Source organism: Streptomyces sp. NPDC030991, assembly GCF_055571235.1.
Map to the genome: position 1 here is coordinate 1 of NZ_JBVIFR010000015.1, position 13867 is coordinate 13867.

Genomic DNA, 13867 nt, shown 5'->3' on the forward strand with positions numbered 1-13867 from the left:
ACACTCCCCTCTTCTACACACACAACACCCCCCACCTCCCCCCCCCCCCCCCCCCCCGCCCCTCCCCCCCCCCCCCCCCCCCCCCCCCCCCCCCCTCTCCCCCCACGACCCGCCCGTAGACGCATTGCGGGCGACACCTGACATTCCGGAGTTGGGCGCGTGTGACGCGGGCCCGGCATCCGGCGCGGGGTTCCGGAGGGCAGTCCGGCCCGCGCGGGGCTGATCTTCGCGCGCCTGGAGCCGCGGAACTGACGGACCCCCTCGCGGTAGTCCACGCCCGCGACAGTGCATCCCGCATGTGCCGCCATAGGGATGTACTGCCGGTACACCCCTCGGCAGTGACTCGCTAGGCGCGCGCAGAGGGCGTTACCTGGAATGCGTGGTGCTTCTCCTGCCGGTCACGACGGCCGGGAGGCGGGGGTTCCGCACCCGGCCCGGACGGTTCGCCGCCGGTGTTCCGGGGACCGCACCCAGCCCGGACGAAGGCCGCGCCACCTGTCGCCCTCCCCGTGAACCACACCGCTCTTGGCCCGGGCCGATCCGATACGGCCCACCCCGCACCCACGCTATCGAGGAGAACCACCGTGACCACCTTCGCCCTCGTCGGCGCCGGCCCCGGCCTGGGGCTCGCGGCCGCCCGCCGCTTCGGCACAGCCGGCCACAGCGTCGCCCTCCTCTCGCGCAGCGCCCAGCACCAGGACGCCCTGGCAGCCGAACTGGCGAGAGAGAACGTGCACGCCCGCGGCTTCACCGCCGACGTCCTCGACCCCGTCTCCCTGATCGAGGCCCTGCGCGAAGCCGCGGACACGCTGGGGCCCGTCGAGATCCTCCAGTTCAGCCCGGTGCCCCGCGGCGACTTCATGAAGCCGGTCCTGGACACCACCGCGGCCGACCTGGACGATCCGCTGGCGTTCTCCGTCAAGGGGCCGCTCACCTGCGTAGACGCCGTCCTGCCCGGCATGCGGAAGCTCGGCAGGGGCACACTGCTGTTCGTCAACGGCGGCAGCGCGGTACGCCCGCATCCCGACCGGGCCGGCACCTCGATCGCGTTCGCCGCCGAGAGCGCCTACGCGGCGATGCTCCACTCCGCGCTCGCCCCGGAGAACATCCACGCCGCGCAGCTCATCGTGCCCGGGGCGATCAGCCCCGACTCCGAGCACTCCAGCCCCGAGGCGCTCGCCGAGCGGCTGTACACCCTGCACACCGCCCGCAAGGGCTTCCGCCACTACGCGGAGCCCATGCCCGGCCCGCAGGACGACACCCCGTGACCTCCGCCCTCCGCCGGGTCGTGACCGCCCTCGCCACCACCGGCGTCCTGCTGCTGACCGCAACCGCCTGTTCCGGCGACCCACCCGCCGCCGATCAGACCCCCACTCCCGCCTCCGCGCCCGCGCGGGGGGCCGCCTCCGAGCGGCCGCCGACCTCGGCGTCGGCGAGTCCGTCCGCATCAAGGAGCACTCCGATGGACATCCGCGTCACCCTCGACGGGCGTCCCGTCGATGCCACTCTGAACGACAGCCCCGCCGCCCGTGATCTCGCCGCTCTGCTTCCGCTCACCCTGGACCTGGCGGACTTCCACGGGACCGAGCGGATCGCCGACCCGCCAAGGAAGCTGACCACCGAAGGCGCCCCCGAACCGGCCGCGGCCACAGCCGGGGACATCGCCTACTTCGCACCGTGGGGCAACCTCGCCCTCTTCTGCAAAAGCTGCCCCTCGGCCTCCTCCGACCTGCTGATCCTCGGCCACATCGACGCCGACGCCGACCAGCTCGCCGAGGCCGACCGCATCACCATCGAAGCCACCTCCTGACCGCGCCCACCCCCCTCCTCGTACGGAAAGAAGTTCTCGCATGTCCTCCGCCCCCAGGCCCGCCCCCGGCCGACTGCCCTTCGTCGTCTGGGTGCTCGCCGCCGGCACGTTCCTGATGGGCACCACCGAGTTCGTCATCGCCGGGCTGCTCCCCGAGATGGCCGCCGACCTGAACGTGAGCGTGTCGCACGCCGGTCTGCTGATCACCGCGTTCGCCATCGGCATGATCATCGGCGGGCCCACGATGGCCATGGCCACCCTGCGCCTGCCCCAGCGCCACACCTTGGTCGGCGCACTGGCCGTCTTCGCTCTCGGACACGCCGTCGCCGCACTCAGCACCTCCTTCACCGTCGTGCTGGCCGCCCGGGTGGTGACCGCCCTGGCCACCGGCGCGTTCTGGGCCGTCGGCTTCGTCATCGCCACCACCACCGCCGGGCCCGCGAACGCCACGCGGGCGGTCGGCGTCATGATGGGCGGCCTCACGCTGGCCAATGTCGTCGGCGTCCCGATCGGCTCGTTCGTCGGCCGGTTCACCGGCTGGCGCGGCCCGTTCTGGGCGCTGGCCGTCCTCGCCGCCCTGGCCGCCGTGCTGGTCGGCCGGTTCATCCCGCGTACCGGACAGCGGGCCGAGGTGTCGGTGCGGGCCGAGGTCCGGGCCCTCCGCCAGGGGCGGCTGTGGCTGGCGCTCGGCGCGGCTGTACTGATCATGGGCGGGGTCCTGGCGACGTACACGTACATCACGCCGCTGCTGACCGACCGGGCAGGCATCCCGGCCGGTGCCGTGCCGCTGGTGTTGATCGCCTTCGGTATCGGTGCGCTGGGCGGCACCGTCATCGGCGGGCGGCTCGGGGACCGCCACCCGATGGTCACGACGATCATCGCGGCCGCCGCCACCTCCCTCGTCCTGCTGGCCCTGATCCCGGCCTCCGGCAGTCCGGTGGCCGCCGTGCTCCTGATCTTCGGCATGGCGCTGACCGGATTCACCGTCAACCCGGTCGTCACCTCCCTCGCCGTCCGCTTCGCCGGCGACGCCCCCACCCTCACCTCGGCGCTGACCACCTCCGGCTACAACACCGGCATCGCCGCCGGATCCGCCCTCGGCGGCATGGCCCTGGACTCCTCGCTCGGCCTGACCGGGCCGGCCCTGGTCGGCGCCGTCTTCGCCGCGCTCACCCTGCTCCCGCTCATCGCGCTCGCACTCAGCGGCGCCCGTGCCCGCACGCGGATCGTCACCCAGCGCGCCACCGCGACCCCCGTACGGGACGACGCCTCCACACCGGCACACCACTGACATCCGCCCGAACGGGCCACGGCTCGGCCATCGAAGGAGAGATTCGCATGACCGTCACCTACGACTTTCACGGCAAGAGCGCGTTCGTCACCGGTGCCGCCTCCGGCATCGGCCGCACCACCGCCCTGGCCTTCGCCCGCGCCGGGGCGCAGGTCGCCCTCGTCGACCGGTCCGCCGACGGCCTGCGTGAGACCGCCCGCCTCATCGAGGCCGACGGTGGTCACGCCCTCGCCCTGACCTGCGACGTCACCAGCGAAGAAGACGTCCAGGCCGCTGTCGACCGGACAGTCGAGCGTTTCGGGAGCCTGGACGCCGCGTTCAACAACGCCGGCGTCGAGCAGCCCGTCCAGGCGGCCGCCGACACCGCCAAGGACGACTGGGACCGCATCCTCGGCGTCAGCCTCACCGGTACGTTCCTGTGCACCAGGGCGCAGATCCGCCAGATGCTCCGGCAGGACGGCGGCGGGGCGATCGTCAACGTCTCCTCCGGCGCCGGGGTCAAGGGCTTCAAGGGGCAGGCCGCCTACGCCGCCGCCAAACACGGCGTCATCGGCTTCACCCGCTCCGCGGCCCTCGACCATGCCGCCGCGGGCCTCCGTATCAACGCCCTGTGCCCCGGCATCATCGACACCGCTTCGGCGACACTCGCCCCGGCGGCCGCGAAGGACTCATCGCCGACGAACCCGTCGGCCGCCTCGGCAAGCCCGAGGAAATCGCCTCGGCCGTCCTGTGGCTGTGCTCCGACGACGCCGCCTTCACCACCGGCACCGCCCTCGTCGTGGACGGCGGGCAGACGGTCTGACCTGCGGGATCCCACAGAGGAACCACCCGCCGAACCCCCGTGCGAGGAGTCATCTCCATGAACCCCGCCTACGATTTCACCGGCCAGGTCGCCTTCGTCACCGGCGCCTTCTCCGGCACAGGGCCTTCGGCGACGAGCTCCGCCGGTAACGTGATCGCCTGCCGCATGGAATGTCCATGTGTCCGACCGGCCCGTGCGGGGCCCCGGTGGCGAGCGATGGGACCGTGATGAGCGAACTGGTGAAGCCCGAGATCGAGGCTCCCGAGGGCGACGCGCCCACCGAGTTGACGGCCCGCGACCTCGTGCTCGGGGACGGGCCCGAGGCGCTGCCGGGCAGGGTCGTCCAGGTTCACTATGTAGGGGTCACGTTCGCGTCAGGAAGGGAGTTCGACTCCTCCTGGGAGCGGGATCGGCCGTTCAAGTTCGCCGTGGGCGGTGGGAAGGTCATCAAGGGCTGGGACAGGGGAGTGAGGGGAATGAGGGTCGGCGGTCGGCGCGAGATCATCGTTCCCCCGCGTCTTGGTTACGGCAGGCAGTCACCCTCGCCGTTGATCCCGGCGGGCTCGACGCTGATCTTCGTCGTGGACCTGCTCACGGTCGTGGGTGGGCCTGCCGGAGCGAGGTTCGGCTCGGTCTGAACGTTGCGCTCGGTGCCGTAGCCGGAGGTGCTCGATGTCTCACCTCTCCACCGGCACAGGCCCCTGTGGGTCCCCGTCCTGCCGCACTCGACATCCCGCATGCCCCAACCGCGTGACGGTCTTCGTCGCGCTCGGTGCGTCGCGTCAGGGGTGACCTTCGGAGTCTTCGCCAGGAGCGGCGCCGATCGCACGCTGGTCATGTGGGGAACCGGGCAGACCATCGCGCTGGGCGCCATGCTGCATGTGGGCGCCGTGACGGCAACGCCGGGTTCGTCGTCTGCGGAGCCGACGGCACCGCCACTCGTCATCGGCAGCGACGAGGGCGTTCAGCGCCTCGTCTCGTACCGGGTCAGGATCACGCCGCAGGGGAGTGTTCGCGTCTCCACCAGGTTCAGGTTCACCCAGTTGTCCAGCGCGGTGAAGAACGGTGTCCCGCCGCCCACCAGGACGGGCGCGGTGGCCAGCACGTACTCGTCGACCAGTCCGGCTCGCACGGCCGCCCCGGCGAGCGTGGCGCCGCCGATCTCCATCGGGCCGCCGTCCTCGGCCTTGAGCCGGATGATCTCGGCGACGGCATCGCCGGTGACCAGGCGGGTGTTCCAGTCGACCTTGTCGATCGTCGCGGAGAACACCACCTTCGACATGTCCCGCCAGCGGTGCGCGAACTCGATCTCCGCCGGGGTGGCATGGGGTTGCTGGTCGCCGGTCGGCCAGTAGGAGCTCATCGTCTGCCACAGTCTGCGCCCGTACAACGACAGATCGGTCGCCTGCAACTGGTCGGACCAGAACTGGAACAGGTCGTCGCTCGGCACACTCCAGCCGATGTCGTCACCGGGCGCGGCGATGTAACCGTCCAGGGTCAGGTTCATGCCGTAGACCAGTTTCCGCATGACGCCAGCCTTCCGTAGGGGCTCTCGCCTGTACAGACCGGCGCGGCGCGGGCAACTCATCGGTGCGCGCGATCGGAGCGGCTCTGTCGAACCTGTGGCTCCTGGAACCCCAGGGACCGTCCGGTTGCCGCGTCCTCACCGACTGGAGGCCGCGGACGGCGCCGAGGTCTCGAGGCTCGGGCCGGGGCTCGCAGCGGGCCGATGCGCCCCGCCCGCTGCCAGCCGCTCTGTGATCCGGTCGAACAAGTCCGTCAGCGGCGCACCGACATCCTGGCCGAACTCGGTCAGCCCGTACGTGACTTGAGGTGGCGTCGTCGGCTCGACCTTCCGCCACACCAGGTCGTCCTGGACCAGTGCCCGCAGTGTCTGGGCGAGCATCTTCTCGCTGATGCCCCGGATGCTGTCGCGCAGCTCGTAAAAGCGAAGGTCGGTGCTCCGCAAGGAGATCAGCACCCAGATACCCCACCGGCTCGTCACGTGGTCGACCACGTCGCGCGCGGGGCAGTCGGTGTGAAACACCTCATAGTGATGGCTGACCTCGGCCTGCCTCAGCTGCGCACCTTCTGTCATGTCCGGAGCTTACCTCTGGGTATGTTCTTACGAAAAGTAAGCCTGCCTCCTAGCGTCAATCACCGCAGTGCACAACGGACTAGGAGCTGAACATGATCGTGGTGACCGGAGCTACCGGGAATGTGGGACGGCCTTTGACACAGGCCCTTGCCAAGGCGGGCGAGCAGGTGACGGCGGTGTCACGGCGCGCGGTGGCCGTGCCGGCCGGGGTCCGGCACGTGGCGGCCGATCTGGCCGAGCCGCAGGGCCTCGCCCCCGCTCTGGACGGGGCGAAGGCGCTGTTCCTCCTGCTCTCCGGCGACCTGCACGCCCCCGAAGCCAGACCGACCGACCTTGTCGACCTGGCCGTTGCCTGCGGGGTCCGCCGAGTCGTCCTGCTGTCTTCGCAAGGAGTGGCGACCAGGCCGCTCGGCCCGTCGCGGATCGCGATGCGCGCGGTGGAGGACGCGTTGCGCGGGTCCGGCCTGGACTGGACCGTCCTGCGGCCGGGCGGCTTCGCCTCCAACGCCTTGGCGTGGGCGGAGACCGTCCGCACGCAAAGGACGGTCGACGCCCCCTTCGGCGATGTCGGGGTTCCGATCGTCGACCCGGCTGACATCGCCGAGGTCGCGGCGGCCTCCCTGCTGGACGACCGGCACACCGGCGCCACCTTCGAGCTGACGGGACCCGAGGTGATCACGCCCCGCCGGCAGTCGGAGGCCATCGCCGTCGCGCTCGGCTCACCGGTGCGGTTCCATGAACTCACCCGCGAGGAGGCCAAAGTCGCGATGACCCAGTTCGTGCCGCCGGAACTCGCCGACGACACTCTGGACATCATCTCCGCCCCGAACCCCGACGAACTGCGGGTCAGCCCGGACGTGGGACGAGTCCTCGGTCGCGCTCCGCGCCCCTTCAGCGACTGGGTCGCCCGCAACATCGCTGCGTTTCGCTGAGGCACGACGCAGCTGAAGCGCCGGGCAGCCTCGTGCTCGCACGCTGACGCGCCGCCTGCTGGCTGCCCCGGGGCCCGAAGATGCTGAAGCTGGCCGCTGAACGCACCTGGGGGGCACACACGTATGTCGTGCCCACCGAACACACCGCACGGGCACGCCGACTCATCGGGCCGGAGGTGTTTCTCGGGGTGGAGCGGGCCGTTGTGCCCGACCACGGTCTCGACCGGGCGCGGGAGGTGGCCAAGTACTGACCGCCGACCCGGCCAGAATGCCGCGACGAGAATGGCGTGAGCCGGCCCCCGTTCTGATGCCCCGCCATCACCGGGAGGCCGCCCCGAGCCCGACGACCTGACCGTCGCCGATCGTCGCTGAAGAGGAACTCCGCCCTGTCATGCGCCACAGCAGAGCCGCCTACGATCATGATGAGCTACTGCGGGAACATCGGACGGCCTCGAGGTTCGGCCAGGTGCGGGGAGAGACATGGACACAGGAGAGACGAAGCACGGGGAGCACGGGGCGCTCAGTGCTCTGAAGGGCGCGTACAAGGCCTTTGCGGGTGCGGTGACCTCACTCAGTGAGGACGACTCCTGGCTGCCAAGTGGATGTGCGGGATGGGCCGTTCGAGATCTCGTCTTCCACTGCGTGGCCGACGCGCAAAGGGGATTGGTGGCTCTGCACACGCCCGCTGACGGGCCTGCGGACCGAGATCGCGTCACCTACTGGGCGGACTGGCAGCCGGACGCAGCACACGCGGCGCACGAGCGGACGAACATCCGGGTGGGCGCCAGCATGTTCCTGGACTTCGAGCAGTTGCGAGAGCTGTATCTGGCGACTGCGGCAGCTGCCGTCACCGCGGCTGAGCGCAGCGATCCCCAGCAGTTCGTCAGTACGCAGGGGCATGTACTCGCCGTCGGCGACCTGCTGGAGACCCTCGCCGTGGAGGCCACGATCCATCATCTCGACATGGTTGCTCACCTTCCGGCATCTGTTCCGCGCCCGGAAGCCGCCGGGCTGGGGTGCGTACGGGGCACTCTCGACGGCCTGCTCGGCCGCCCGGTGCCCGTGAACTGGAGCGATGAGCACTACGCGCTGGCCGCGACCGGGCGGCTGCCGCTGACCGCGGCCGAGAAACACCGACTGGGCACCGACGCTGATCGGTTCCCGCTCTTCGGATGATCGCGGCGCCCCCGCCAGAACCCCGGCGGTCTTCGCAGCCGCGAGCCTGAGGGGGCTTCTCGCCGGGGGCGGTCGTACAGCGGAGGCGGCAACTTCAAGTGACGAGGCGGAATTTGCCGTCTAGGAGCTGTCTCGTGGGTTTCGACCGGCCTCAACACGGCCTCCCCTCCTACCTACCGTCGCCCGGTGGGGACTTCGGCGGCAGAGTCGTCGACAGGCGTTCCGCGATGTTCCGTACGACGACGGCCGCGATCCTCGTGGCGGTGTCACACAGTTGCCCGGCCGATTGTGGGGCGTACACGGTCAGTTGGAAGAGTTCGGTCGTGCGGTCGCCGACCGAGTCCGTGTAGGTGCGGTGCGGAGTCCGTACGGTGCAGCTGTCGTCCTCGGCCTCGTCAGCGATGAAGTAGCTCTTCGTGTCGGCGACGTTCACCGGCGTCCCGTCGTCGGCGTCCAGCGAGTTGTCCCGGCTCAGCTGGATCTCCACCGCCCGGTTGCCGTCGTCGCTCGACCAGTCGCAGTCCCAGGAACCGAAGCCGCGGTCCCGGTTGTCCGCCTTGACGCCGGGCAGGAGCCTGAGCGCGGCGGCGTCGAGCAGGGTGCAGGTGTCGAGCCGGGCCAGGGAGTTCCTGGCCGGCGCCGGACGCCGGGGCGCCGGGCCCTCGGTCAGGACGCCGACCACGTGGTCGGTGGCGGCGTCGGCCATTTGGCACGGGTCGGGCGCCGCCTTGTTGAGCTGCTTCCCCATGACGCGGATCTGTTTGCCGTCGGCTGTCAGGACGGCCCGGTCACAGGCTCTCCCGTCCCGCTGGAGTGTCACGACCGTGAGGTTGCCGACCAGGCGGGTGGCGAGGACGTCGCTGAATTCGTCCTGGTCCGAGTCGAGGTTGACCTGGACATCCGCGGTGTCGTCACCGCTGTTGTTGCGCACCAGGACGTCGCACCGGTCGACCTCCCCGTAGTCAGGGTCCAGGGCGGTGCCACCGAAACGGCTCAGTGAGGCTGCGCTGATGAGCCCGCAGGGGTCCGCCGTGCGCTCGTCGCCGAGGGTGCCTGCCTGCGCCGTGGCCGACGGCTTCGCGTCGGCCACGCCATTGTGGCCCCCCGTGTCGTCCCCGCCGCCATCGTGCTTTCCGCCCCACGGGCCCAAGAGGACGAGCCCGGCCGTGATCGCGCCGGTCACGGCCAGCGCCACCGCTGCGATCACCAACGGGCGACGCCGGCGGCGCCCGGGCCCGGGTGGCTGAAGCAGGAGCGACGTGAATTCCCGTCGGCGGCGCGGGAGGTGTGACAGTCGCAGCGTGCGGGACGCGAGATCCCGCGTCTGGCCGTCGTGCAACTGCTCCTGGATGTGCGCGGGCGGGGGCGCGGCGCGTGCCAGCAGTTTCTGCGCTCCGGCGGCGTCAGGGCGGTTCCGGGGCTCCACCTCCAGCAGTGCGGTGAGCGGCCCGTCCAACGGACCGGCTCGGCGCATGGGCTCGATGTGTCCTTCGATGGCCCGGGCCAGATACGCCATGAGGTGTTCGGCCTCCCCGTACGGCGACTGGCCCTCGACCGCGGAGAACAGGGAGGCCCCCAGGGAGAACACATCCGACTTCTCGCCGACGGACAGCCCCCTGGCGACTTCCGGGGCCAGGTACCGGGGTTTGCCGCGCACACTGCCCGTCGTGCTCTGCGTGACGTCGCTCCTCAGGGCCCGTGAGATCCCGAAGTCGGTCAGTCTCGCGATGCCTTCGTCGGTGACGAGGATGTTCTCCGGCGTCACATCGCCGTGCACCACGCGCTCACTGTGGGACTTCGCCAGCGCGGCCGCGATCTGGCAGCCGATCGACCCGGCCTCCTCGGGCGTGAGAAGGCCCCTTTCCGTCACGATCTGGGCGAGGCTGCGCGAAGGGACGTACTCCATGATGATCCAACAGGTGGCGCCCTCGTCGACGAAGTCGAAGACGCCCACGATGTTCGGGTGGTGCAGCCGCCCGGCGTTGCGCGCCTCGCCCATGAGCCGTCGTGCGGCCCGGGCGTCGTCCAGGCGTGCGCATTTGACGGCTACTCGCCGTTCGAGCCGTTCGTCCCAGGCCAGCCAGACGACACCCATCCCGCCTCTGCCGATGGGTTCCTGCAAAAGATAACGGCCGTCGATCTTGTCCCCGGCCTCCGGTGTCACCCGCGCCGCCCCATCTCTCGCCCCACAGCCGACCGTTCTGTCGAGTGACGGAGTGTACCCAGTCCGCGCTTGTCGGTGATATTTTCCACCGGACTTCGTGCGAACCTGCCCACAACCCCTACAGCGGGGCTGCGGTCAGCTGGCTGCTCGCCTCCCACGCAGCCGTCGCCTTCTCCGCCGCTCGGGACGTCCACGGTCCTCCGCGCCGAATGCCGACTGCGAGGGACTTCCGCGGGCCCCGACGTGGACCGCGCCGGAGGCAGCCGTCCCGGTCGACCCTGGCGCCGACCGGGTTTCGTAGGCACCTGCGCGCTGTCGCGCCCGCGTTCATCTTGAGCGCCGGGCCGACGACTGTCGACCGTCAAAGGCGCGGCGCGAGCCTCCCTTCTCCTCCGCGCCCGCGGTGTCACATCGAAGATGGTCCGCAGATCTACTCGGTGCCGCTGTCCTCGAACGTCCATACGGCGTGCTTGCCCGGACCGACGACGAGCTTGGAGTGGCCGATCCGTTCCACGTGACGGGCCTTCACGGACTGATTGAGTGACAGCTCGACCCGCTGCAGACCCGCGTCGTCGCGTGCCACGGCGTCGAACCGAATCGAGGTGTTTCCGCCTTCCGCGACGACGCCGCCGGGAACACTCCGGACGGCGAAGCCGCCGGCCCGTAGCAGTGGCACGGTGTCGGCGAGATCGCCCTCGGTCACCGCGAGGCGGACGGCGGTCACGTCCCGCATCAGATGGGTGCGGTAGCCATCGGACAGGTAGCGCTCCCGGCCGACGTCACCCGGGAAACTCGCCGGCTCGGTGTTGCCGCGCGGATCGGCGAAGTACTCCGGCCGGTACTCCATCGCCCAGGCTCCGAAGGCGTCGTACTGGGCGGTGGTGAGGAGGGCGTCGAACCACGGAACCGGGACGCCGTCACCAAAGTCGCGTGTCTGGAGGAACTCGATGGGGTCGGCGACGCCCTCCTCCTTCAGCCGCCCGGCGACCGTAGCGATGTCTCCGGCACGCTCGGTCGAGAGACCCAACCCCGCAGAGCCGAGAGTGCCGTCCTGGCCGGCGATGTCACCTACTCCGAACAGTTCGAGATAGGTCTCACGGCCCATCAGATACCGTCCGGTCCAGGTCTGTCCGTCGGTACCGGTCGTGGTGCGGACCTGGAAGTCGGCGAAACTGCGCAGGTACTCGGAGTGTTCGATGGCGTCGGCGGTCTCGCGGTCCAGGACACCGTAGGAATGGTTGTAGAACAGCAACTGCCGGTCTTGCGACGACTGGCCTTCCTCGGCCTGCGCTGTCCCCACGCCACCCCCGATCGCACCGGTCAGGGCCAAAGCGAGCACGGTGATCATCCGTATTGTCCGGCGAATCAGCATGCGAGAGAGCGTAGGGGGGGGCCAGCGCAAAGACGCTGACCCTTTTCCGAACCAGGCTGATTCTCGAACCAGGCTGAAATGGTCACGGCCAGCGAGCCTTTGGGGCGACTCATTCGGTCCGGATCGTGATGGCGTCACAAGTGCAGCATTCGTTCATGCGCCCCCACGCACCCGGAAGCACGAGCATGGCGTGGCGTGGCGTGGGCGATCCCCGCAGGGTGGGGGACGTGCCGGGAAGACCCGCCCGAGTCCCTGGAGCGTCATCTGGACCGACCCGGGCTGGACACATTGGGGGTAGCGGCCGGTGTACGGCGGACGGACGGAGCTCTGGGGTGCACCACCGGCCCTCCGATCCAGCCGTCCATCTGGATGTGCCAGCCTCGCACATCGTCACAGTTCGGGTGTACGCCAGGGGCCGGGAGGACTCTGACCAGCGGTTCGTGGAGGGCCTCGGCAGGGACGAAGTTGTCAACGAAGGGCGGGGGGAGTACGTGGTAAGCCCGATGCGAACGCTGACCTCTCACCGCCCGTGACTCCGGGTCGGTCGAACTACCCTGAGATTCGGTCAAGGTTCAGCGCGTCGGGCCCCCGAAGGCGCCTCACCACCTGTCGAAGGCTCTGAGACCATCCGACGCTATCCCACGGTGACGGTCACCGAAGTGGACCCACCCCATGCCGCTCAACTCGTCCTCACCGGGCCGGGTACAGGCAGGGACGGTCTTCGACTCTGGGACGGGGACGTCCTCCACGGCGTCGACCCAGTCCCCTGATCACTGGTCCTTGTGGCATGCGGGGCCCCGAACCTGGCGGCTCGGAAGAAGCTGGCAGAGCCCTGCGCGACCTGGCCGATTCGAGGGCACGGCTAGGCGTGGCTCAGAGGGCCTCTTTCCCCTTCGCACCTCGGCCCTCGGTACGTGCAGTTTCTGCTGGCACGGGGACTGTCGCCTGTGTGCGGGCGCGGCTCCCCGGAAGGCAGTTGATCGCTGCGATGGCCGCGGCGGTTGCGGCGATGATGAGCAGGAGACGGTGGTCCACGAGTGCGAGCAGGCCGGCTCCTGCAGCGAGTGCGATCGCGTTGGGGGCATAGAGGAGGGTGTTTGCGGTGGCCGCCACGCGGCCCAGCAGATGGTCGGGGGACTCGCGTTGGACGGCTGTCAGGGCTGCGATCAACACGCAGGGCAAGCCTGCGCCGATCATTGCGCTGCCGAGCAGAACAACCGGCATCGAAGGGACGATGCGCAGGGCGACGCCGAGCGCGAACAGCATGATTCCGGCTGCGGCGAAGACCTGTTCGGATATGCGCCGCAGCAGGGCTCCGGCGAACAGGCCGATGACTACGGAGCCGGCACCCTGCACGGCGTAGAGGACCCCGGCGAAGGCCGGCGGGCGGTGGAGGCCGGAGTCGACCACGGCATACACCGAAGCCCCGTTCACCCCGGCCACGCCCATGGTCGCGGCTCCGGCCAGTACCAGGCGCCACAGCACCGGGTGCCGTCGCAGATAGCGCATGCCTTGGGCGGTCTGGACGCTGAATCTTTGGTTCGTGGCCGGGCGGGGCGCGGGCTCGGATACGCGTATGAGGGCGAAAGCCAGGGCGGCCAGGACGAAGGTGACCGCGTCCAGCAAGGCCACTGCTCGGCCGCCCAGGCGCACGAACAGGAGTGCTCCCAGGAGTGGTGCGGCCAGTTTCATGCCCTCGTTCACCGTCAGCCGCAGACCGTTGAAGTCGCCGCGGAGCGTCCTCGGTACAGCGGCGGTCACCAAGGCGGACTCCGCCGCGTCCATCAGCACCGAGCTGACGCCGTACACCGTCAGCACAGCGAACAAGATCCAGATCTGGCTCCGGGAGTTCACGGCGAGGAGCGGCAGCAGCACCACGGCCATGCCGAGGTTGCTCCAGATCAGCAATGGCCGCCGGTGCACACGGTCGGCCAGAGTGCCGATCAGCGGGCCGAGCAGGATGGGCGCCCAGACACAAAAGGTCGTCAAGGCGGCCAGACTGTCCGACCCGGTCAGTGATTTGGTCCACACCCCGGCTGCCAGGCTCATCGCAGAGTTGCCGAAGACCGAGACGAGCACACCACTCAGGTAGATGATCACATTGCGGTCGCGTAAGACCCGTCCCCCGCCCCAGCCCATCCGCTCGTCCCCTTCACCGCCACGGAAACCCAGGCGCCCCCGCCCGGTGTACGCACAGCATTCTGCCTGCAGCACCAGGAAGG

General features: G+C 70.0%; 13 protein-coding genes and 1 pseudogene. 9 read left to right on the forward strand and 5 right to left on the reverse strand.

Going from position 1 to position 13867, the window contains the following annotated elements; all coding sequences use genetic code 11:
- Positions 1–584: 584 nt before the first annotated feature.
- The 6 genes and pseudogenes from ACZ45E_RS26160 to ACZ45E_RS26185 all read left to right on the forward strand — a co-directional run bounded on the left by ACZ45E_RS26160 (position 585) and on the right by ACZ45E_RS26185 (position 4541).
- Positions 585–1268, forward strand: coding sequence for an SDR family NAD(P)-dependent oxidoreductase (locus ACZ45E_RS26160; protein ID WP_468224717.1), 684 nt, complete (start codon positions 585–587; stop codon positions 1266–1268).
- Between the two features lie 194 nt (positions 1269–1462).
- A complete protein-coding gene (locus tag ACZ45E_RS26165; protein ID WP_468224720.1) occupies positions 1463–1810 on the forward strand; it encodes a cyclophilin-like fold protein in 348 nt (115 codons plus the stop codon).
- A gap of 40 nt (positions 1811–1850) precedes the next feature.
- Positions 1851–3101, forward strand: a complete 1251-nt coding sequence (locus ACZ45E_RS26170) for an MFS transporter (protein WP_468224722.1) — start codon at positions 1851–1853, stop codon at positions 3099–3101.
- A 47-nt stretch (positions 3102–3148) separates the two neighbouring features.
- A pseudogene (locus ACZ45E_RS26175) lies at positions 3149–3694 on the forward strand (SDR family NAD(P)-dependent oxidoreductase); the annotation flags it as partial.
- A 17-nt stretch (positions 3695–3711) separates the two neighbouring features.
- Positions 3712–3903: an SDR family oxidoreductase gene (locus ACZ45E_RS26180; RefSeq protein ID WP_468225094.1), complete on the forward strand. Its 192-nt coding sequence runs from the start codon at positions 3712–3714 to the stop codon at positions 3901–3903.
- 227 nt (positions 3904–4130) lie between these two features.
- A complete protein-coding gene (locus tag ACZ45E_RS26185; protein ID WP_468224724.1) occupies positions 4131–4541 on the forward strand; it encodes an FKBP-type peptidyl-prolyl cis-trans isomerase in 411 nt (136 codons plus the stop codon).
- Between the two features lie 326 nt (positions 4542–4867).
- On the opposite strand, the gene ACZ45E_RS26190 is transcribed toward ACZ45E_RS26185, so the two are convergent.
- Both ACZ45E_RS26190 and ACZ45E_RS26195 read right to left on the reverse strand, forming a co-directional pair.
- Positions 4868–5431 (reverse strand): dihydrofolate reductase family protein, encoded by a 564-nt coding sequence (locus ACZ45E_RS26190; RefSeq protein ID WP_468224726.1) that lies wholly within the window; start codon positions 5429–5431, stop codon positions 4868–4870.
- A gap of 135 nt (positions 5432–5566) precedes the next feature.
- Positions 5567–6001, reverse strand: a complete 435-nt coding sequence (locus tag ACZ45E_RS26195; RefSeq protein ID WP_468224727.1) for a winged helix-turn-helix transcriptional regulator — start codon at positions 5999–6001, stop codon at positions 5567–5569.
- Positions 6002–6093: 92 nt separating this feature from the next.
- Here ACZ45E_RS26195 and ACZ45E_RS26200 point away from each other — a divergent pair, with 92 nt between their 5' ends.
- The 3 genes from ACZ45E_RS26200 to ACZ45E_RS26210 all read left to right on the forward strand — a co-directional run bounded on the left by ACZ45E_RS26200 (position 6094) and on the right by ACZ45E_RS26210 (position 8109).
- On the forward strand, positions 6094–6933 hold the full coding sequence (locus tag ACZ45E_RS26200; protein WP_468224730.1) for an SDR family oxidoreductase: 840 nt from the start codon (positions 6094–6096) through the stop codon (positions 6931–6933).
- 128 nt (positions 6934–7061) lie between these two features.
- Positions 7062–7184 carry a hypothetical protein gene (locus ACZ45E_RS26205; protein ID WP_468224731.1) on the forward strand — a complete coding sequence of 41 codons (123 nt, stop codon included), beginning with the start codon at positions 7062–7064 and terminating at the stop codon, positions 7182–7184.
- A gap of 229 nt (positions 7185–7413) precedes the next feature.
- Positions 7414–8109: a maleylpyruvate isomerase N-terminal domain-containing protein gene (locus tag ACZ45E_RS26210; protein ID WP_468224734.1), complete on the forward strand. Its 696-nt coding sequence runs from the start codon at positions 7414–7416 to the stop codon at positions 8107–8109.
- A gap of 169 nt (positions 8110–8278) precedes the next feature.
- Here ACZ45E_RS26210 and ACZ45E_RS26215 read toward each other — a convergent pair whose 3' ends face one another.
- The 3 genes from ACZ45E_RS26215 to ACZ45E_RS26225 all read right to left on the reverse strand — a co-directional run bounded on the left by ACZ45E_RS26215 (position 8279) and on the right by ACZ45E_RS26225 (position 13784).
- Positions 8279–10273 (reverse strand): serine/threonine-protein kinase, encoded by a 1995-nt coding sequence (locus ACZ45E_RS26215; protein ID WP_468224736.1) that lies wholly within the window; start codon positions 10271–10273, stop codon positions 8279–8281.
- A 430-nt stretch (positions 10274–10703) separates the two neighbouring features.
- Positions 10704–11621 (reverse strand): DUF5829 family protein, encoded by a 918-nt coding sequence (locus ACZ45E_RS26220; protein ID WP_468225096.1) that lies wholly within the window; start codon positions 11619–11621, stop codon positions 10704–10706.
- Between the two features lie 897 nt (positions 11622–12518).
- Positions 12519–13784 (reverse strand): MFS transporter, encoded by a 1266-nt coding sequence (locus tag ACZ45E_RS26225; protein ID WP_468225098.1) that lies wholly within the window; start codon positions 13782–13784, stop codon positions 12519–12521.
- Positions 13785–13867: the final 83 nt, after the last annotated feature.